General features: G+C 46.1%; 18 protein-coding genes and 1 pseudogene. 4 read left to right on the forward strand and 15 right to left on the reverse strand.

What is annotated here, in order from left to right:
- The first annotated feature begins 83 nt into the window (after nt 1-83).
- Nucleotides 84-911: a YsnF/AvaK domain-containing protein gene (locus HC660_RS13785; protein ID WP_168748386.1), complete on the forward strand. Its 828-nt coding sequence runs from the start codon at nt 84-86 to the stop codon at nt 909-911.
- Nucleotides 912-1,326: 415 nt separating this feature from the next.
- Here the strand turns inward: HC660_RS13785 and HC660_RS13790 are convergent, their stop codons facing one another.
- Together HC660_RS13790 and HC660_RS13795 are read right to left on the reverse strand one after the other, a co-directional pair.
- Complete coding sequence (locus HC660_RS13790; protein ID WP_168748387.1) at nt 1,327-2,586, reverse strand: Kelch repeat-containing protein; 1,260 nt, start codon at nt 2,584-2,586, stop codon at nt 1,327-1,329.
- An 801-nt stretch (nt 2,587-3,387) separates the two neighbouring features.
- Complete coding sequence (locus tag HC660_RS13795) at nt 3,388-4,203, reverse strand: helix-turn-helix domain-containing protein (RefSeq protein WP_168748388.1); 816 nt, start codon at nt 4,201-4,203, stop codon at nt 3,388-3,390.
- A gap of 126 nt (nt 4,204-4,329) precedes the next feature.
- Here HC660_RS13795 and HC660_RS13800 point away from each other — a divergent pair, with 126 nt between their 5' ends.
- Nucleotides 4,330-4,524: a helix-turn-helix domain-containing protein gene (locus tag HC660_RS13800; RefSeq protein WP_161512377.1), complete on the forward strand. Its 195-nt coding sequence runs from the start codon at nt 4,330-4,332 to the stop codon at nt 4,522-4,524.
- On the opposite strand, the gene HC660_RS13805 is transcribed toward HC660_RS13800, so the two are convergent.
- Genes HC660_RS13805 through HC660_RS13815 form a run of 3 tightly spaced genes read right to left on the reverse strand, consistent with a single transcriptional unit; the run spans nt 4,521 to nt 6,575 of the window.
- Entirely contained in the window at nt 4,521-5,150 is a 630-nt protein-coding gene (locus HC660_RS13805; RefSeq protein WP_168748389.1) for a replication-relaxation family protein, read from the reverse strand. The genes HC660_RS13800 and HC660_RS13805 overlap by 4 nt on opposite strands.
- Complete coding sequence (locus HC660_RS13810) at nt 5,137-6,279, reverse strand: FtsK/SpoIIIE domain-containing protein (RefSeq protein WP_244956463.1); 1,143 nt, start codon at nt 6,277-6,279, stop codon at nt 5,137-5,139. The genes HC660_RS13805 and HC660_RS13810 overlap by 14 nt, the downstream gene beginning before the upstream one ends.
- Before the next feature lie 8 nt (nt 6,280-6,287).
- Nucleotides 6,288-6,575, reverse strand: coding sequence for a hypothetical protein (locus HC660_RS13815; protein WP_129092576.1), 288 nt, complete (start codon nt 6,573-6,575; stop codon nt 6,288-6,290).
- Between the two features lie 280 nt (nt 6,576-6,855).
- On the opposite strand from HC660_RS13815, the gene HC660_RS13820 reads away from it, so the two are divergent.
- Nucleotides 6,856-7,080 (forward strand): transcriptional regulator, encoded by a 225-nt coding sequence (locus HC660_RS13820; protein ID WP_168748391.1) that lies wholly within the window; start codon nt 6,856-6,858, stop codon nt 7,078-7,080.
- 45 nt (nt 7,081-7,125) lie between these two features.
- Nucleotides 7,126-7,461, forward strand: a complete 336-nt coding sequence (locus HC660_RS13825) for a YolD-like family protein (protein WP_168748392.1) — start codon at nt 7,126-7,128, stop codon at nt 7,459-7,461.
- 18 nt (nt 7,462-7,479) lie between these two features.
- On the opposite strand, the gene HC660_RS13830 is transcribed toward HC660_RS13825, so the two are convergent.
- From HC660_RS13830 to HC660_RS13875, 10 genes and pseudogenes are all read right to left on the reverse strand, one after another.
- Entirely contained in the window at nt 7,480-7,794 is a 315-nt protein-coding gene (locus HC660_RS13830) for a DUF5362 family protein (RefSeq protein WP_168748393.1), read from the reverse strand.
- Nucleotides 7,795-7,919: 125 nt separating this feature from the next.
- A complete protein-coding gene (locus HC660_RS13835) occupies nt 7,920-8,177 on the reverse strand; it encodes a holin (protein ID WP_017695214.1) in 258 nt (85 codons plus the stop codon).
- Between the two features lie 17 nt (nt 8,178-8,194).
- Nucleotides 8,195-9,133, reverse strand: coding sequence for an N-acetylmuramoyl-L-alanine amidase (locus HC660_RS13840; protein WP_168748394.1), 939 nt, complete (start codon nt 9,131-9,133; stop codon nt 8,195-8,197).
- 67 nt (nt 9,134-9,200) lie between these two features.
- Nucleotides 9,201-9,467, reverse strand: coding sequence for a hemolysin XhlA family protein (locus tag HC660_RS13845; RefSeq protein ID WP_088110622.1), 267 nt, complete (start codon nt 9,465-9,467; stop codon nt 9,201-9,203).
- Nucleotides 9,468-9,690: 223 nt separating this feature from the next.
- Nucleotides 9,691-9,774: pseudogene (locus HC660_RS21120) on the reverse strand (hypothetical protein); the annotation flags it as partial.
- 1 nt (nt 9,775) lies between these two features.
- A complete protein-coding gene (locus HC660_RS13855) occupies nt 9,776-10,144 on the reverse strand; it encodes an XkdW family protein (protein ID WP_168748395.1) in 369 nt (122 codons plus the stop codon).
- Between the two features lie 12 nt (nt 10,145-10,156).
- A complete protein-coding gene (locus HC660_RS13860) occupies nt 10,157-11,575 on the reverse strand; it encodes a hypothetical protein (RefSeq protein ID WP_168748396.1) in 1,419 nt (472 codons plus the stop codon).
- Nucleotides 11,576-11,592: 17 nt separating this feature from the next.
- Nucleotides 11,593-14,058, reverse strand: a complete 2,466-nt coding sequence (locus HC660_RS13865; protein WP_168749483.1) for a phage tail protein — start codon at nt 14,056-14,058, stop codon at nt 11,593-11,595.
- Nucleotides 14,055-14,885, reverse strand: coding sequence for a phage tail domain-containing protein (locus HC660_RS13870; protein WP_168748397.1), 831 nt, complete (start codon nt 14,883-14,885; stop codon nt 14,055-14,057). Before HC660_RS13870 ends, HC660_RS13865 begins: the two co-directional genes overlap by 4 nt.
- Nucleotides 14,885-20,233 (reverse strand): phage tail tape measure protein, encoded by a 5,349-nt coding sequence (locus HC660_RS13875; protein ID WP_168748398.1) that lies wholly within the window; start codon nt 20,231-20,233, stop codon nt 14,885-14,887. Before HC660_RS13875 ends, HC660_RS13870 begins: the two co-directional genes overlap by 1 nt.
- Nucleotides 20,234-20,466 lie beyond the last annotated feature (233 nt).

Consider the following 20,466-nt stretch of genomic DNA (forward strand, 5'->3'; position numbering starts at 1 on the left):
CGATTTTGTTTATTTTAAAACGTAACGGGAATTAAAGACGACAAGAACGATAAAATTTTATTTTTACAGAGGAGGAGATTAATATGACAAAAAGTGTAGTTGGTGTATACGAAACTCCGCAAGAGACTATTGCAGTGATTGAAGGCTTACTAACAAAGGGGTATGATTCTGACGATATTTCTGTAGTCACAAATCGCCGGGATACCGATTATCTCGAATCTCGTACAGGGACAGAAGTAAATCAAGCCCTTGAAGCAAATGATAGTGATTCTGAATCCTTTTTCGATAAACTGAAAGATTATTTCACAATGGATGATACAGGCGCACACAGCAAAGCATTATCAGATCTGGATATCTCAAATGACGAAATAGACAAGTACCAAGAGGACCTGGATGACGGAAAGCTTCTCGTAGCCGTTGATACAGACGCAGACTTAGATACGCCTATTGATAACGGCAATGCCCTTTCAGGCGGCTTTGCAAATGCAAATGAGACAGTGGACTATACAACAAAAGAAGAAAAGACCCTGCCGCTTCGAGAAGAACAGCTGAAAGTGGATAAAGAAGATATCCAAACCGGTGAAGTGGAAATCGGAAAAGAAGTCAAAACAGAACAAAGAGATATAGACGTTCCGGTAAGACATGATGAAATTTACGTTGAACGCCGTCCGGTGGATGAAAACACGGCAGACGCTTCTCCCGTAAATGACTCAGAAACGGTCAGAGTTCCTATCGTTGAGGAAAAGCTTGAAGTGACCAAAAAACCCGTTGTTACGGATGAAGTGGTTATCGGGAAACGGACTGTCGAAGAAAATGAGCATATTTCTGAAACTGTGAAAAAAGAAGAACCTCGTCTGAATAAAGAAGGAAATGTCCGCGACCTGGATAATGATACGTTAAATAACAAATAAAAATATCCAAAAAAGGCTGACTTGATGTGATTTTAGGTCAGCCTTTTTTTAAAAAACTTTAGAAAAAATGTTGCTATCCGAGTTATTCAAACAATAGAGAGGCTTGGTTCAAACCATGTGAGGTCTTCAATTAATACGTTATTACAAGCCTATTTCCACACTATGTTGAAAACTGAATAGTATCTATTAAGGAAAAGCGAACATAATTTGGACATTTTTTCAATGCTTGCCTCAACGTCATACCACGAAGCAAGAAATCATTAAAAGTACAAGTGCAATGGCAGAGTACTATCATTTGAAATCCCCTAAATATCTCCAGCTAATGTTCGTTAGTTATACACACTTTCTATCCTTTTTTCTCAACAGTGAAGACACTGCAAACCATCCACCCAGCACTATACTGGATGGATGGTTATTATTTGTATTTATTTACTTCATACATCAAAATATTTTTAAATACAACATAGTCCTTTTTACTTTCGAAAGGCCCTTTGTTGTTGTCATGCTCATCAATTTCATAAAAGCCTGGCCCCTCTCCAGCATCACGTTGCTCGTACCATTTAAGGAATGCGTTAACTTCTTTCACGGAGAGCTGGTACTCTTTTTGCAAGCCGTTGACCATGGTGATGACAAGCAAGGCGTCGCCGTCGTCAGATGGTGTTTCCTCATCTGGCTTCGCTCCGTTACCGTTGTCTGTTCCTGGATCAGGAGCAGTAGAAGCATCTTTAATTGTGTATTTTTCAACAGAGTTAAAAAAGTTACTTTCAGAAGGACTCTTTGTAGCTCCTCCAACCGCATAAAGATCATTATTTATTACTACAGTTCCTGCCCCCGCGCGAGCAAACTGCATTTTTTCATCCATAGTCTTTGTTGTATTAGTTACAGGATCGTACACTTGGACGAAATTAGTTGCGTTGGTATTAGTCGCGAAGAAGCCTCCAATTATATAAATCTTACCGCCGGAAGCTACAGCAGAAGCATACGAAGTATTAATTAAAAACCCTTTCTTAATCCATGAATTCTTCACCGGGTCATACTCATAAATGGTATTACTTCCGGAATTTGCGCTAGCGCCACCAATATAATAAATTTTCCCATTCACTACCGCGGATGCCGCTGCTTTTGAATTCGGTTGTCCATTCGCCTTATTTTCCCATTTATTTGTTGTGGTATTATAAGCAAAATGATTAGGTGTAGATGTTTCTTGCTGCGTCATTAGATAAATAGTATTATCAATAGCTACCGCTGTCCCTAAGAAGCTTTTTTTGGGGACATCTGCTCCTTCTTCCCATTTATCAGCTTTGGTATCATAAATTAATAGTTTTGAAGAATTTTCAGTATGACTGGTTCGATATGTATTACCCCCCATTACATAAATCTTATCTTTAACTACCGCAACGGCCGAGCCAGCTAATTTTATTGGCATATCTGATTTCTTTGACCATTCATTTTTTTTAGAATCATAAACAAATGTAGTATTTGTGGCCAAAGTTTTACCGTACCCACCAATAACATATATTTTGTCTCCGACAACAGCTGTAGCTGCATGGCTTCTAGGTTCCGGCAAATCAGCCTGACTCACCCAGCCCTTTTTCTCTTCAGCTGCATGCGCTTGATAAAAAGGGCTCACGATTGAGCAAAGAATCAATGCAAATATCAAGATTATTTTTTTCAAAAATATCACTCCTTTTATAAAATTAGACAATGCTTTTATTATATCGTCTCATCTTATCAAAGGTTTAATTTTTGAAAAATTATCAATACCTTTCCTTTTAACCCCATTACCTTAAATTTGAGGCCTCTTCTATAAATGATAAGCCTAACCCGCTCAAACTGTTCAATTATATCCATGATCTCCTTTATCATCAAAGGATGTTGTAATGTACAGCGTAACATCAGGCAACAATTTTTAATTACCCTGAGCCACAGTGTAATCTGTCCTCAGTAATCCATTATCACTTTCAAACATTTAATAGATTTGATCAACACTTCAATATTACTTAAAAAAGTATTGTTTTTATCCTTTGACGCAAGCTTCATCTCTTTATCATCTGGAATGACACTTTAAGAGTCGCAGATGCAATATCTCCGATGTTTCTCGCTTGTCAAAATTAAGGTCTGAAAATTTCATTTTCCTCAGGTAACATTTTCAAGCGCATCCTCTGTTTTTCAATCAATTGACCTAAGAATTTTCAACATTACCGAAAATAAAAAAAGCCTCAAACCGTATTATAGGTTTAAGACTTTTGGGTACGTCCCAGGAGAGATTCGAACTCCCGACCGACGGCTTAGAAGGCCTTTCGTTATGTCTTCGGTATGTCAAAACGTTGATTCAATCGGATTTCAAGGTCCGACGTACAAACGCTAGTCTTACGTTCATGATCGAATGGTGCCTACGTTCTCTATTATTACGAATAGTAGGCGAAATAGTCAAGCGCAAATATTAATAGAAGAAACTCGCTATGTCAAACGCAGGTCACTCCGCAGATTCAAACGCCTTCCTGAACCGCTCCATAAGCGATCCGCCACGATTTAAGCGAACCTTAACCGTCCAAGCCGCCTTCCTAAACCCAGCGTATAGGTAGTCGTCGAAACGCTTAATTTCGTGCGATTTCGCTTTCATAATCGTTGCGTGCCACGCTTCAACGAAAGGCTCCGCATGTTCTTCGAGTCTGATCGTTCTATCTACGCTTGCCTTAGCGCGCAAAAGAATTCCGTAGTATTTATAAATCTTTTCGGCGTCAAAGTAGCGAGCCATTGCGTTATAGATTTCGTTAGGCAGCGCGCCTTTTAACGCTTCAGCCGGGACCGTCGCCGTATCTAATACGTTATTTTGGTTTTTAGAACGCTTAATTAAATCCGATGGTTCGTTTTTCGTTTTCGGCGTTTCAACCGTTGATTCCGTAGGCTTCTCGGCTTGTCCGCGATTGGACATTGTCGACTGGTCATCCGCGGCTTCACTAGAGTTACTGACCGGCAGGATCACGATAATGTTCGCGCCTTTTCCCCCGTTAATCTTCCGCGTCGTAGCGACCTTCTTTACGATGCCGAGCCCCGCCAATTTATTCAGTGCCCGTCGTGCCGTCTTAACCGATTTCTCGATCAGGCCCGCCAACGTTTCCGCTTTGAGGTGCGCTGCCCCGCTAAACTTAACCGCGTAACGTGCGATCATCTTGAGCGCTTGGCGATCCGTATCGTTAAGCTCGTATGTATTGCGCTTGATATGTTCGTAAACAGCTTCGTTAACTTGAGCCGTAGAGTCGAACGTTTGGTGTTCCGCTAAGTAATGCATCGATTTCGCCTCCCGTAACTTATGTTTAACGTAAGTATAATTACGTTTTGTGAAATTGTCAATTACATATTGCGTAATTCAGCGAATTAAATTATACTTAACGTAATCGAACCGGAGGTGTTAACGATGAAGCTTCGGCTTAAAGAAATTCTTAAGGAACGTCATATCGAACAAAAAGACCTTGCCGTCATGACTGGTCTGTCTACGCGAACGATTAGCGAACTTTGCAACAACAAAACGAAGCGCTATCCATCGGACGCGCTTGAACGAATTGTATTGGCGTTAGAGATTACGGACGCAAACGAACTTTTCGAGATTTAGCTGGCCGGTTGAGGTTGCGGCTTTGTTATCGACTGGATGAACGCAGTAAAGGTCGGCGCCTGGAATACCTTAAATGGAAACGAAGGCAATCCGTATCGCGTATCCGACAGAATCAATACGTGCGGAAACATAATCCGTTCGGGATTCTGCCACGGTTCCAGTGCGATAATGCCCGACTGGAATAACGCTTCGTATCGGTCTAACTTTTCGCGCATCTGTTTTTCCGAATAGACCGACCGCTGCACCTCGATAAAGAAAGGTGTCCGCCGATATAGTGCAAATATATCCGGCTCGACCGTACCTTTATCGCCGTATTTCGGCTCCACCAAGAACGACTCTAACGCCTGCCCTCGCATCTCCTTATAAACGTTACCTATTGCAAGAAAATGATCGATCTTGGCGCTGTTCTTTTTCATCGTCGTTTCGCCGCCAAAATAAACGTAAGGTTGGCGCGCCGTAGATCGCTGAATATGTCCGTCTCTAAGTAAACGCAGCAGAACGTTATTGGCTGCGTATTTTGGTCTGCGCAAATTTCCGAAATGTAGCTCGGCAATCGTATCGCGATCCATTACGCGAAATTTATTAAGATCCGCAATGATCGCTTTATCTCGGTTAGTAAGGGCCATCGATAAACACGTCCTTTTCCGTTAAGATTTCCGGCTCTGCTGCCGGTGGCGTTACGTCTTTGGTCGGTGACTTCATTACACAGTACGGATTCAGTAGCGCCTTCGCCTCGTTCATTTCGAGATACGGCGCCTGTAGTTCGTAGGTTTTGTCGGCCGCCATTATAAACCGCCCACTTACGTCTAGTTTCTCGGCGCCTGGCGTATTGACGATTCGGGCCTCCGTTATATCACGAAGCTTAAAGCCCATGCTTACGGTTAGATTTGCGCGAATAGTTGTATCAAGCGTTTTGGCGTTAGGTCGCTGCATCGAAAGAATCGCGAATACTCCAAGCGTACGGCCTATCGCGACGAGCTCCGCTAATACGTCCATGATCTCGGCGTCTTTTCTTAATAGAAGAAACTCGTCAATACAGACGACTATATACGGTCGTTTACGGTCATCCGGGAGCTCATCGATATGGCTTATTTCGAACTGCTCCGTAAGGTTACTGCGCTCATCTAACTCGCGTTTTATACTTCGTAACATTCTTCGTATATCTTCCGCGCTCGTTAAAACGCACTGTACGTGTTCGACTTTCCGGAATACATGGAACTCCGATTTCTTACAGTCCGCGAGGTATAACTGCAGCCGGTCGGGTCGGTTCTGTTTTATTAGCGTCGTCAGGATCGATCGTAGCTGCGTTGACTTTCCGCTACCCGTTTCGCCCGCGATAAGAATATGAGGCTGCGTCAATAAATCGAAGCTAACGTACCGGCCGTGGCGATCTTTGCCCGCAATAATGCCGAGCTTGTGTCGCTCTATAACCGGCTGGATATCCGCAAAGTCATAGCGCAATACTGCTGGCATCTCGGCGCTATAAACCGTTAATACATAGCGTTTTAGATCGCCGCTTAGTTCAACGTTGCGTCCGAATACTTGCCGGAACACGAACTCTTTTTTCGCGATTTCTTTCGGGTCCATTCCGTTTAGTAACGTAAATACATAACGCGTTCTCTCTTCGTTAATATCAACGTCATGGATTTTCGGATATCGGCGCGCTTCTTTTCCGTTAGACAAGCGTTTGGCTGCGTACAGGCCGGCGGCATCAAAGGCGTACTTTAGCGTCTGCTTGGCGTGAAGATTGCGCAAAAACCGTTTCATATCGCGTTTAAAAAACGAAGTAGCAACACGGCATACCCCGCAGGTAGGACGAACCGTAAGAGTCCGTTTACTGCGTCTCCAATATACGCAAATTTGCCACCGAACAAGCGCCCTTCTAGCCAAGCCGCTCCGATGCAGACCAAGCCCGCACCGCCTACTAACGCGTACAAGCCGACTACCTCCGGAGACATATCGAAAAATCCCGCCGCTGTGAATCCGCCGGGCACGAACGAAAACGCCCGTGTGAGCCCCGCCCTGTCGTTCTTTCGTCTCGCTTCGCTCATCTCTCTCACTCCTTAACAATTTTCGTAAACGGCTTCGTTCCGGTCGTTATGCGCGATAAAGTGCGGTAGTTTAACACGGTAATATCCGTTACGGAAGTCGCCACCAAGTGCGGTAACCTTTTCGCACCTCTGCCGAACCTACCCGCACCCTACCGTTTAGCTGCCGTGTATTTGCCGTTTAATAAACGTTACGCGATACGGATCGTCCAATATCACAGTTTTTTGCCCACGTTTAACTTTCCGATTTTTTGGACACGCTGATTTTAGGAGGTGTTGTCCGATGTTTGGACTAGGTAAACGACGTAGCCGATTCGGCCACTTTTTAGATCGAGAAGGAATCGCACAAGAAGAGGTTCGCCAGAAGGCCGGCATAGGTCACGGCACAATGACGAGCATGTGTAATGATCGCGATTATGCACCGCGTATTTCAACGTGGGTTAAAGTACAGCGCGCTTTAAGGTCGCTGGGATACGAAGTCGATCGAGAGGATTATTTTGACTGTTGATAACCGAACACACATTCGCATATAATAAATGCGGAGGTGTTCGCCATGGAGATCGAGGATAAACGGTGGGCGATGCGCATTATATTGCCGGAGCACAGAGCCGGCTTAGCGCGTCAAGCCGAAGCGAAACGGAAGGTTGAGAAGCCGCAACTGGATGCGCAGCAGATCGAGGATATGGAAATAACGGTCGCTGAGTCGATGGAGTTCGGTGCGCCGCTCGCATTCGAGGTTTACGACGATGGCTACATACGAGAAGTAATTGGCGCAGTACATTACGTGGACCACATACGGAAGGAGTTTCGTGTGAAGGACGCCAAAGGCGATACAAATTTCGTGAGGTTTGCGGATATCATAAACGTAAAAAACGCCCCATCCGGTTAAGGACGGGGCTGCTTTCATTTATTCGATTTTATCCGGGTGGTCGATCCAGTCTACGGCGATATTTTGCTTACAGCGCTTGCATGTTGAGTTTACACTGCCGGAAGCTACTCCGTTGTGTTTATAACCGCAGTTAGGACACGTGTACTTTGCGCCGCCTTTCGCGACTGCAAAAAACGGTAAACTAAATATAATTAGCATAGCACCCGCAAATATTCCGATTATCGTTAGGCTTATAAGAAAGCCGGCAAAAACGAGTAGGATACCGACTATCAAACTTACTAATCGACTAGCACCAAACCGCTGCTTCGCTACAGTCACCGTTTTATATTCCAACCGTATTCCTCCGCCCTTTGTAAGTTAGTAAAATTATACTACGGCGCCAAACTTATCCGCAATGAGTTTTTATGTACGCGAGCACCTACGTTATCATACGTAAGCACTCGCTAAAAGTTTCGTTATTATTTCGTTGTGCCTTCGCGCTTGGCTCCGAGTTCAAAAAGACCTGTCGCCGCTAATCCCGCAAAGCCACCGGCCCATAACCGCAACACCAAATCGAGGTCAGTAAACGGATAAGCAACCGCGCCTAGTCCGATACCGATCACGAAGCTTAGCGCAGGGATTACATTAGTCGGAAGCTTAACCGTTTTCTTAACGAGTTGAACAAGCGCCGTTAAAATAGGCGCCAGTACAGTCGCGAAAATTAAAACGTCTTGCATATTATCGTCTCCCTCCGTTATTTTACCGTTGCGCCCGTTGATTTCGCCGCGTAAATATTTACTTTACCGAACTGATCCGTCTTGATCGTATAAACATCCGTTTGTGGGTTCGCAAGGACTTCGTATTTCAGGCCGCCGAATTTCTTAGGACGTAATGATCCGCATTCGTTTCCTTTAACTGGCGCTTTGTTTGTCGGATAGATGCGCCATGAATCGGCAGAAGCCGGAAGGTAAACGTATTTCTTACCGCTGGATGACGGCTTAGAAGAACCGCCTTTAAGCTTCAGCACCTGGCCGACGGAGATTTTATTCGCGTTCTTGATTCCGTTGTACGATTGAAGCTTCGCCATACTTACGCCTGTTTTCTCTGCGATTTCGGAAAGCGTGTCGCCCTTTTTAACGGTATAAGTGGCGCCAGAAGTCTTAGGCGCTGAAGCAGCCGGTTTAGACGTTTTGCCGCCGAGCGCTTTTAGTTCTGCCGCAATGGCCGCTTTTACAGATTCCCAGCGTCCCTCAGCAAGCACGCGATGCGGACAATACTTACCGGACCAATCCTGATGCTTACGTACGCGATCGACACCCCAGCCGCGCTCTTTTAGTAATTGCGCGATAAATTTAATCGCCAGCTTCTCGGCCGCTTTATACCTGGCACCGCCTGACTTCGAATAACAAACCTCTACGCCGATGGACGTACGGTTTCCGGAATTCATGCTACTACCATCGCCGCAATGCCACGCGTTACGGTCAGTCGGCAGTCCTTGAACGACTTCCTTATCGTCCACCGCGAAATGATAAGACACTTCATTGTTGTTTCCGAGCATATACCGGATCTCTGCGTCTGCCGATGCGTCATTCGCCGTATTGTGGAACGTGATGTACTTCGCGTTCATTGAATACGGACACTTAACGGAATACTTGCTTGATGCGACCAGATTCTTACGTACTGAAATCGCCATTTTATCGTCTCCTTTCGAAATTAAAAAGCCCGCCGGGACTCTCACCTGACGGGCGTACTGCGTTTATTTACGTAAAAAGCGCGATACCTACCGTAAGCAACATCCCTACTACGGTTAGCATCACGCCCCATACCCATTTCGTATTAGCTTTCATGTCCGCTATATCTGCACGATTCTCTTTCGCCAACGCCAAGGCTTCTTCGGACTTCTCGTCAGCACGTTCAGCCTTCGTTTTCACTTCGTTAAAAAAATCGACTTTGGTGTCTATTCGAACAAGCCATTCGCGAATGTCCGCTATTTTATCGTTGAGCTCGTTGTTACTCGGCTCCGACATTGGGCCGCCTCCTTTCCGTTATTTACTGAGTCTCAGTAGATCCGTCAGTCGATCCAGGAGACCCTTCGATGGGAGTTTCCGTATCGCCACCGGTAGTTCCGTCGGTCGTCGGTTCCTCAGTCGCTGGCGGCGTTTCCGGTGTTGGTTCCGCCGGCACAGTTCCGGAATAAACTTCGCCAGTGATTGCGGCATATTGTTCGCGAGTTATTTTACCGAGCTCGACGAACCGCGCGACCTGTTGCTTATCGTAGTAACCTTTCGAGTAATAAAGCTTGATAGCGTTATACAAGAACGTATTCTCCTCCAATTTACAAGACCCCTTTCTCCGTTGTTAACACGATAAGTTCCGCGATAATCTGATGTGCTGTTTCGGCGTCTTCTTTTGCTTTTTTGACTGCTTCGGTTGCTTCGTTTAGTTGCTTGATTAGTACCGAGTTCGCCTGCTGCGTCGTTGTAAGTCCGGCCTGTAGTTCCTCGACGGATGTTCCGGCGTCAGGTGCCGGTTGTTCGAGGTATTTTTGATAAGCCGCTTCTAATTCGGCTGCAGATGGAATCGGCGCGTCTAGATACCATTGGTTTTCGTCTACCCACTGTTGATCGCCGTCGGCCATTACGACATAGTCACGGTTAGGAACAGCATTCGGGAATAATACCGACATTGCTAATCCGATGTTCATTGTAAAACCTCCTTAAATCCCCATCGGAATGTCACCGATGCGGTAAATATCGAAATAGTTATACCAGCCGGAGTTTGCCGTAATCGTTAAGTCCTGACCAGCTCCGACGAAGATAAACATTTCGATATAATCTCCGACTTCTAACGGAACAGTAACACCACTAGCATAATGCCCTTGGTTAAATTCGTCTGACGCAGGATTATAGGGATCTTGTCTGTTTTGGTGGATAACTTTAAATCTTGTTCCATTCTTGTATAAATTTAGCTCGACGTTGTTATAATGTTTTTTCCGATTTATATATAAACCGGTACCGACCATGTACATACCTCGAACCTTTGCGATAAAACGGTTATTTGACGTATTAAATTGAGAAAGAGAGTCAGAAATAACTCGATCAAACTTAACTTTTTGGGTAGCACTTTGTATTAATGTTTGTTCATTTGTTACTGATACATTACACCAAGAATTCGCGCCGAAATTAGAATACCACTGTGTCCAGCCAGTTCCGGAAATCCAATGCCGCGCCCATGATCCTTGGTTTGTTACCGTGCTACCTGTAGCATACAAATACTGAGTCATTCGAGCGTTGTTCATTTTCACAGTTTCAACCATTCCATAACTCAACGGGAAGCCTGTTGGTGAAGTCCCTAATTCTTGGATAGTTACTCCTATAGGGTAACTTTCTCCGCTTATAGTGGCATCTGTTATCTTAGTTGACGATGTATTTAACTTTTGGGAATTAATCGCAGAAATAGCCGCATCAGTTTCTGTTTTATCCGCAGAAGTCGCCCATAATCCCCACGATTGACTACCTGAACCGTAGTTCCTGATATACGTACTTTGCTTGTTTGCTGTTGTTACATTTCCTCGGTACGGTGTATACCTTTGCAGAGTTCCGTTCGAATAAGCAGCTTTTAAAACTTCAAGCCAACCAGCAGTTTGAACCGGAGCATTTAATATCTCCCACGTTCCATTGTTGTTATCGCACCAATAAACACCCGGATCTGTAATGTTATTTAAATCGCCTGTCGTCAGTGCTTGTTTCGCCAAACCTGAGTCGGCCGTCAATTTAAAATTTTGTCCGTTATCTGTTTTCTGCGCATATCTATCCAAACGCATCTTTAACGAAGTATCCGTAGTCCCATCGTAACTCGTCCGCGCTGCCACAACCTCCGCATTACTATCGCCCTTACTCGCTTCAATTACGAGATTATCAACGTAAGCATTGACTGCTTTTAGCGCAGTATCAACGTTAGTACCTTCGTAACTTATTTGTGACGCCGAGTGTGCGATTTTTGCGTTCTCATGCGTATCTAGATCGCTGCTTTGCTTATTTAGCGCATCCTCGATAGTTTGCGCGTCTTGTTCTTGCTGCTTAAGGCGCGTCGCATTTTCATTCGGAGAATACGTTTTTATCAATTTAATCGCCATGATCGTCCTCCTTTGCGTTAATCTGACGGATTGGCCGTCATTAATAAGACGGATATTTTCGAGCCGGCCGTTACGTATGTGCTGTTCGGAACTATCCTCGCCCCATTACGCGCAAAGCCAAGTGTTAAAATATTGCTCGTATCGCCGCCCGGATTTAAATCGGTACCCACGAGCACATTCGCCGCCTTCAAGTTAATGTCCGCCTCGACTTGCGCATGTAACAAGCTGTAGTATTTTTCGTTAAACGCGACCTGCAAATCGTTACCGCTAATAGTTACGTTGGTAACTAGCTTTTGCTGCGTAGCTACGTATCTTGCCGCGTTAGATACCGTCCAGGCCGTGCCGTTATATTCGAGGATCAACGTTTGAGTAACCGCTCGCAGTTTCTTTGTTGCGTCATCATTTGCGTAAAGATCCGTATTAAAACTTGCGCTCGTATTCAACTTTTCGGAAGGTTCCCGATAAGCGTAAATTTTCGCGATACGTTTGCCGACCGCTCCGGTCGCATAACCGGTTATTACCGTTCGCGTTTTCGTATTCGGATCGACATAGACGTGAACGCCCTCCGGTTCGCGGAAATCGTCCTCCCAACTAATCGCCGTATTCTTAGCGAAGATAATTCGTTTTTCGTAAATCGTAGTGTTCCCGCGAATATCATAAACGCGAAGCATGTTCGGATCGGTCGCTTCGTTTGCGTCGCCTGTATACCAATAGACGTACGGATAGTCCATATACGCGCCCTGAAAGATCGTGCCCGATGGAAGATCGACCGTCATTTCGTCTACCGTTTTAAGAACGTCTTTTCTGGCGCTCTCTAAATCTTGCGCAACAACTTTGTTTTCGCGACGGAAGAATAGTAGATTATGTTCGATATCAAGCGAAACTACCGTGTATTCTTCTCCGCCAAGGTTTTTGGTCCGCTGAATGCTCGGATCGTTGTAACGGATGGATGCGCCTGGCTGATACGGAAAGCGAGCGATTGTATGTGTTCGTTGTACATCCGACGTATAATAATGGCTCCAGATATACATTTTGCCTTCGGATGCCGACCAATCGAGGCCGATATTCGTACCGTGGCCGCCTTCAAGACAGACCATATAATCGAGCATCTTACCGGATAAATCCATTCGCGTAATAACAAACGATTCCATGTTCGGGTTCTTGCCGTCACCATTCCATACTTGAGTTGCGTATATTTGATTATTTACGCGGTCAATATTAAACGACTGCATAACGGTCGAGTGCGCCAAGTTAAGGCGCGCATATAACTCCGGCGATTGCTTCGTAAAATCTACGTAAGTGGCCGCTTCGAGAACCTGCGTTGTGGTCGTCATATCGCTTGAAATTTCCCGCCTTATTTCATTGGTGCGCGATTGGATATAGTTCTCTTGATTACGAATCCGCAACATCTCTTCGACCTGCATATCGAGCACCGATTTGCTTACGTTTGCAAGCGTTAATTCCGGCGCATCGTATTTGTCCAACGGATTGTATGTCATTTCGACGATCCGGACCGTATCCTCATACGTAGTTCCAGCGATGAGTGTGTCCGCAATAATGCTAATTGAATCGCCGATATCAAATTCGTCTTCGCGTCCGTCCAGCAACGGATCGTAAAACGCGATAGGCCTAACGGAAATAGTTATTTGCGGATAAGGATTTACGATTTCCTTTAGCGCTGCCTCCATGCTCGATTTTGACGTATAGCGATCGTCTACTATCGAAGCGGCATACCGAGGTCGGCCGTCGAGCAAGAAGTAATTTTCGTCCGGATGGATATATTGAAACGGCTCAAATGCGTACTTGCCGGTATTATCATCTTTCTTTCCGAATCCCCACGCCCGTGTCGTAATACTTTGCGATGAAGTTTTTATCGTTATGCCTTCGATGTTATAGCGCGTATCAAGCCTAAAGTTTCGCGCCTGGCCAAGTTTTTTGTGAACGTAAATCATATCGTTATCGACTGCGAGCTCGACTTTGTAATCCTCGACAATTTCGTCCATAAGTTCAATGCCGTTTTTATTACCGAAGTTTTCTTGAACTACGGAAGAAACATTCGCAGCATCCCCTGAAATATCGTACCTGAAGCCGCTTCCTGATAACGCATGGCTTAGCGCCTTGGATAACGAAAGCGTGCCGGATAGTTCTTCGTTAACAAAATGGTTATTGAGACGCATCGTATACATGTGGTGGGCCGTAATGACCTTCGTTAAGGATTCATCGACTTGTTCTTTTTCAACATCCGTAATGAAATAGCGCTGAGCTCCGTACGTCTTTTCGTCGACTATCAGTAGGTTAGTTTCCGTTAATAGATTAAACGCGAGTTGGTTGTCATACGTAAGCTCGATCGTAAAGCTAAGTTCCTTTTTCCCGTCCGTCCCTACTTTGAGAGACGGCGCTACATCTATATCGAGGATTTCCTGTTGTTCCCCGGTATCTACCGACTGTACGAATAGTTGTTTGATAGACCGCCCCTCCTTTATTTATAGTAGAAACGTGTTTTAAACCGAATATCAATCGCGCTCGCGTTCTGTACGTAAAAGCTGTTATAGCCGGGCGCCATAGACGGAAAACGACCGGAGGTTTTAACCCCGGCCGAATCATTTACAAATACGTATTGGCGTCTTATTTCGACTTTCTGCGTCGAGTTAAGCGTTGTTTTAATCGTCAAGGATTCGCCTGTCGTGCGATTGGCGACCGTTATATTGGTGCCGGCCAAATACATCTCGACCGTGTAGTCGTGCTCTGTCGGGTAAATCGTAACGTCCGACGCGTTGTAGACTTTAAAATCCGCTACATCCTTAAATCGGTAAGGAATATCGTTCTGATCCGGAATATTCATGCCCGGAAAGAAATGCTCGCCGGCAACGTTTAGCGCTGTCTCGGACGTGTATTTCGATTCCGACAAACCGTCTAGCGCGATGAATTCGAGTTCGATTTCTCTATAGTTTTTCTCCCGATTCTTTTCGCGATCAAATACGTCATCACATACGACTTTCCAACGAACACCTGGCGTAAATGTATGCGTAATATAATACGGCACGTCTTGAACGAAAAGCTTCGCAAGAGCATCCCGATATAAATAGAAATGCTCCGGCGATCTTGCGGACAAAAGAAAAACGGCCTTGATTTTGCGCTCTTTGTACTTAACTCGTCGTTGGCGCTGAACAAGACCGTTCCTATTCGCTAAATCTAAAGTTGTTCTGCCGATGCTCGGAGAATCCGGCGTAAAGCTTTGAAGCCTAACGAAAGGGAGTAGGCTTCGTAGCGATTGGTCGCCGTTTCCCTGATCTACTAACAAATCGAACATTACCTAACCCCCTTCGAAAACTTCTTGGCGTTCATAATACGTGCGCTACGATTGTCTAACGCTTTGCCGTCGAGGTATAGCGCCGTTTCTTTCTCGCCGAGCGCCTTTGTCGCGTTTAGTTGTTCGCTAGAAATCGCGTTTTGTTTTTCGAGTAAGTTAATAAGTTGCGCTGTGAGAGCCGCGCTTTGCCCTTCGTTTGAAACGCCGAGCTTATCACCCGTAGACTTCCAAAGCTGAATCGCCCGCTGACGGTTGTTCTGCAACGGTATGACTGCTTCCGGACCTTCTTCCGCAACCCAAGCGAGTTGTTTTTGCGTTACGATGTCTCCGATTTTATAACCTTTGTACGGACCGCCTGCGCGCATTGATTTGATGCCCGGCGTATTGAACACCGTTCCGTAGCGCGAGATGATATACCGAATGGCTGCAACCGCGTTGTGTACCGGATTCATGATGTCGCCCATGCCTTTCATCTTGTGCGAGTCAAACGTAGTTCTAATCGTCTGCATGAGCCCCATCGATGGAGTTCCGCGCTTCCAGTTAATGTCCCACTTGTTTATCGTAGATGGGCCGGTACGTCCTCCGGATTCCTTCATAGCCATAGTCGTTAATGGACCGAACCAACTACTCGGAACTTTCGTAATCGCCATCGCTTTTCGAATCCACTGCTTAACGTTGCCGGTTGCCTTTTCGCCACTTCCGAATCCGCCGCCAAAATCTTCGATATGCTTCTTAACGAAACCCACCATCGACGACTTAACCTTTTCGTAGGCTCCCTTCGCCATGTTGCCGAATACGCCAGAGATTTCCGGGAGCTTCAGACCGAGGCTACCGACAACTTTCGAGACTAGTTTCTTCGGATCTGATACGTAGTCCCATACGTCAAACGCGAATTCTTTGACCTTGTTTACGGCGCCTTTCGCTACGTTTACAACGGTGTCTTTTGCGCCAGAAACTGCGTCGATGCCTTTTTCGAATAGGTTTTTCTTCTTCGTACCTTTCTTGAAGGCCGGGATTCCTTGCGCGATAAGCTTTTTCGTCATATCGTGCGGAAGGACTTGCGTCCCTTTCGGTAAGTTAAACAGCGTATCTCTGCCGGGGCTTAGGCCGGTAAATCCGGAAGGTGTGCGGAACAGCTCTGGACCGCCTCCGTCGCCAAGTATCGCTGGACCGCCTGGATGTCCGCCTGCTGACGTACCTTTCGCGTATCTAGGAATCTCTAACTTCGGAATGTAATGCTTTTTGTCAACGCCAATCAGACCGAGAACCTTGTTGATACCGCTCTGCGTAAGTCCGTTTACGACGCCTTCAAAGCCGCCGATCATTTTGTTGCCGAGAGCTTTGACGCCCTTCACAGCTTTGTCAGCCATACTCTTAATACCGTCGCCAATTCTTCCTGGAAGCTTTTTAGCACCGTCTACAATATCGTTAAATCGATTAATAACATTACGCTTTAATTCTAAAGTTAGACGAGCTACTTTTGATTTAAGGTATAGCCATCGAGTAGATATCGCTTCTACCATGTTTTTAATCTTATCTACTATTGGACCAAAAATTGACTTTAGGATATTTAAAACTGCGTTCCATGCTGCCTTCCAGTCTCCCTTTAGAAGGGCGGAAAATAGTTTAATAACGTTTGTAACGATATTTAGCGCTGTTCTGATTACTGAAACTATTATCGGAAAAACCATTTGAACGATCTTTAGAATAAACTTAATAGCCGGAATCAAGACGTTTTTAATTATGGCTGCAGCTGATTTAAGCACAACAATTATTATTTGCGCCGCTACTTTAATAATCGGAACTATTAATGGAAATACAGCTTTTACAACTTCTAAAATTAACGGAAGTACGTTAATTACCAGATCCTTAATTACTGTCGCGACTAACTGGATGATAACAACTACGACTGGCATTGCTGCTTTAATGATTGCCAGAACAACCGGAAAAATCGCTTGAACTGCGCTCAGTAAAATCGGCAGAACTGTAGTCGCGATCATCTGAATCACCGGTGCAATTGCTTTAATAAGACTCAAGACTACTGGAAAGACTGCTTGGACGACACTGAGAATAATCGGCAGTAATGACGTAAACCCTTCGACAAGCACCGGAAGTACCGCCGTTACGATCGCCGTAATTACCTGTAACAGCGTACCTTGAACCTGAACCCACACGCTTAATAGACCGCTTACCAAACTGATGATTCCCGGAAGCACTTGCGCAAAAGCACTCGCCAATTGTCCGAGTAAAGGCGTAATCTCAACGACTGCTTCCGAAAACGCCACGCCGAGTGTCCCCGCTAAACTTACGAATGTCGTACCTAATTGCGCGAATGCTGGTCCGAGTTCTGCGATTGCCGCACCTAAATCCGCAAATGCCGGTCTTAACGTCGCTAGACTCGTAACCATAACGTTCATTGTCTCCGCAAACTGTGGCGCTAGTTCAGCCGCAATCTGACCGAAGTATTGACTAAACGCATCAAATACCGGTTGTAACGCCGTCATTGCGCTGCTGATTACGCTTGATACTTGCGTCCAAACCGTCGTCACCGAGTTACGGAATTGCTCGTTCGATTGGTAAAGACGATATAAGAACCCGGTCAAGCTAACCAACGCCGTAATAGCGAAACCAATCGGTCCCGATACGCCTGCTAACGCTAATCCGAACGCTGTGATCGTCGGCGCAACGATAGAAACCACGCCGCTCACGCTTGAGAAAGCCGTCTTAAGCTGCGCAAAGAAAACCCCGGCCGCATCCGATACTTTAGCTGCGACACCTTGGCCGAAGAATTCCGACGCTTTTTGACCGATCGAGTAAAAGAACGATCCTATGGCGCCGGTCGCCGCACTAAATCCGCTTTGAATTGCGGTTCCTATGTTAACGGCTCCGGCTGCGAATCCGTTCCACATGGCCGGTCCTTTTTCGAGCAAATACGCTGCGACACGATCGACCGCCGCTACTATTCCGTCGAACGCTACCTTTGCGCCTTCATATGCGGCCACAGCGCCGGCTTTTATTCCGTTAAATACTACGCCGAGAAGCTTCTGCAAGGATTCCGAATGTTTATATACGAGTACAAAAACGGTCACTAACGCCGCAATGCCCGCGATTGTTAACGAGATTGGACTCGTTAAGGCCGCTAAGACTGACGTAAATATACCCATCATACCGCCAGCCGCCGCAATTTGGACGGAAAGTAGCCCCCACGCGACATGTAGCGATCCTATACCAACTAATGCGCCTCCTATACCGGCTAGTAGAACTCCGATAACAGTTACAACGCCGAGAATCGCTGCAGCTACCGCCATAGTGATAGCGACGAACTTCTGCATACCTGGCGATAAGTTATTGAACGCGTCGACCACTTTTTGAAGCACGCCAACTAGCGCTGACACAACCGGAGTAAGTGCGCTTCCGATATTTATCTGCGCTGTTTCGAATGCGCCCGAAAGCTCTTCGATTCGCCCTTTTAAGTTATTCATACGCTCGGCAGCGACGTCGGCCGCTTTGATTTTATCCATCGCTTTCGCCATGTCATCGAAGCCTTTGGCGCCTTGCTTGCCGAGAATTAAAGCGCCACGAATAGCATCAGATCCGAATATCTTGTATAGCGCTTCCTGCTTATCCTTCGCAGACATTCCATCGAGAGCTTTCGAAAGTTCGCCGGAGATTTCCGTCATACTTTTGATGTTTCCTTGCGCATCAAAAAACTTATTATCCATGATCCCTAACGCATTAGAGGCGTTCGTAAATGCCTTTTCGAAACTTTTCGTACCTTTCTTTGCGCCCGAAGTCTCTGCCACGTATTTTTCTAACGCGGTATAAATGTCTCCGAGGTTTTTGCTGGCCGGCTTAAAGCCTTTTTCAGATAAAACTCCGAATGCTTTGTTCGTATCCAACGTAACAAGTCCGAGAGATTCCATCGTCGTATACGCGCCATCTGTCATCGGAACCAAACGGCTGAGCATCGTTTTGAGTGACGTACCAGCATCCGAACCTTTTAGTCCGTTCTGCGCGAAGACAGCTAATGCCGTCGACGTATCTTTAAACGATAGCCCCATTCCGGCAGCTACCGCAGACGTCATCGAAAGTCCGTATTTCATCTCCTCGACTGATGTTGCCGATGCGTTGGCGGCACCTGCGAGAATGTCAGCCGCTTTTGATACGCTCAGGTTATCGTCTTTGAAAGCGTTAAGCGCTGTTGATGCGATTTCAGCTGCGTCTGCCAGTTCAAGGCCGCCCGCCGTTGCTAACGAAAGCGCGCCGGAAAGGCCGCCGTCCATAATGTCTTTCGTTGATACACCGGCTTTGACGAGTTCTTCCATACCTTGCGCCGCTTCTAATGCGCTGTATTTCGTATCCGCACCGAGCTTCACCGCTAGGTTCGTTAAAGCATCGCTGTATTTGTTCGCCTCTGCCGGGTCCATGACCGACTTAACGTTTGACATTTGCTGCTCGAAGTCCATCGATTTCTTAGTCGCAAGACCGAGCGCACCACCGACCGCTAATGTTGCCGCACCGAAAGACGTAGCGATATCCGCACCGATTGACTGTAAGTTACCGCCTACCGTCCGAAGGTTCTCACCGCTTTCTTGCGCCCGCGTTCCCATCCGATGCCATGCGTTAGCTTGCTGATCGATTTGCGTGGTGGTCGCCCTTAATTGCGCCTGCGTTTCGCGCAGTTGTGCGGTGGCTTCGTTCATGCGTGCGCTAAGTTCTTGCGTTTCTTGTGCATCGGCGCCTTTTGCGCGTTTGGCTTCGAGATATAAACGGCGAAGGTCTTTAAGGCGCTGTTGCTGAAGATCAATCGATTTATTTAAGTGGTCGGCTTTCTGCCTCAGTTGGTCCGAGGTCGATCCGAAGTTATCAACGCCAGCCGTTGACGCTCTAAACGCCGCATCAAGCGCACGCATTTTCGTCGTGATCGTATTTACGCTTGCGTTAAGCTTGGCGCCTAGCTGTGCGAAACCTGTGCTCTGTTCCTTAATCCGTTTATTTACGAGGTCAAGTTGATCCTCGGTCTTTTTCATTGCCGCTAACGCTTTGTTATATTGCGTTAATAGCTTGACGGAGGCAGCCGCATCTTTCCCTTTGGTTCGCGCGCTCTCTTCGTATTGACGTTTAAGATCGGATAGTTTCGCTTTGTGCACTTGCATCGTACGGTTAAGTACGTTGGCCTTTTGGTTTAATGTGTCGAGGCTGTTATCAAATTTACCTGCGCCAGCCATCGTCGCTTTAAATTCGCTGTTTAACGCACCAAGTTTACGGTTGATATCCGCAAGGCCCCGCGTAAGGTCAGCGCTTTCTAACCCGATACTGACGCGTAAGGAGCCGAGTGATTCTGCCATGCTTTACCTCCTTTCTAAAAACCGAGTACCTGATCGATATAGACTTCCTTCGTACTGCCACCCGTTGAACCGGATTTGCTGGTTTTACCGTTGTCCGAGTATTGCATGAGTTCGAAAAACCAACCGATATCCATTTCGTCGAGGTAATAAATATCTTGTGGCCGCTCCATGCTATCGAGATAAAGCTTTTTAATGTCATGTTCAAGCTTTTCGAGGAAGTCTAAGGGGAAAAG

The sequence above is a fragment of the Bacillus mojavensis genome (assembly GCF_012648005.1).
Classification (GTDB): domain Bacteria; phylum Bacillota; class Bacilli; order Bacillales; family Bacillaceae; genus Bacillus; species Bacillus mojavensis.

Bases quoted from the DNA above. Each gene is read 5' to 3' on its own strand.
- HC660_RS13785 (WP_168748386.1), top strand. From the start codon at position 84: ATGACAAAAAGTGTAGTTGGTGTATACGAAACTCCGCAAGAGACTATT.
- HC660_RS13860 (WP_168748396.1), bottom strand. From the start codon at position 11,575: ATGGCGATTAAATTGATAAAAACGTATTCTCCGAATGAAAATGCGACG.
- HC660_RS13820 (WP_168748391.1), top strand. From the start codon at position 6,856: ATGTTTGGACTAGGTAAACGACGTAGCCGATTCGGCCACTTTTTAGAT.
- HC660_RS13825 (WP_168748392.1), top strand. From the start codon at position 7,126: ATGGAGATCGAGGATAAACGGTGGGCGATGCGCATTATATTGCCGGAG.
- HC660_RS13855 (WP_168748395.1), bottom strand. From the start codon at position 10,144: ATGAACATCGGATTAGCAATGTCGGTATTATTCCCGAATGCTGTTCCT.
- HC660_RS13875 (WP_168748398.1), bottom strand. From the start codon at position 20,233: ATGGCAGAATCACTCGGCTCCTTACGCGTCAGTATCGGGTTAGAAAGC.
- HC660_RS13845 (WP_088110622.1), bottom strand. From the start codon at position 9,467: ATGTCGGAGCCGAGTAACAACGAGCTCAACGATAAAATAGCGGACATT.
- HC660_RS13870 (WP_168748397.1), bottom strand. From the start codon at position 14,885: ATGTTCGATTTGTTAGTAGATCAGGGAAACGGCGACCAATCGCTACGA.
- HC660_RS13800 (WP_161512377.1), top strand. From the start codon at position 4,330: ATGAAGCTTCGGCTTAAAGAAATTCTTAAGGAACGTCATATCGAACAA.
- HC660_RS13840 (WP_168748394.1), bottom strand. From the start codon at position 9,133: ATGGCGATTTCAGTACGTAAGAATCTGGTCGCATCAAGCAAGTATTCC.
- HC660_RS13805 (WP_168748389.1), bottom strand. From the start codon at position 5,150: ATGGCCCTTACTAACCGAGATAAAGCGATCATTGCGGATCTTAATAAA.
- HC660_RS13815 (WP_129092576.1), bottom strand. From the start codon at position 6,575: ATGAGCGAAGCGAGACGAAAGAACGACAGGGCGGGGCTCACACGGGCG.
- HC660_RS13795 (WP_168748388.1), bottom strand. From the start codon at position 4,203: ATGCATTACTTAGCGGAACACCAAACGTTCGACTCTACGGCTCAAGTT.
- HC660_RS13835 (WP_017695214.1), bottom strand. From the start codon at position 8,177: ATGCAAGACGTTTTAATTTTCGCGACTGTACTGGCGCCTATTTTAACG.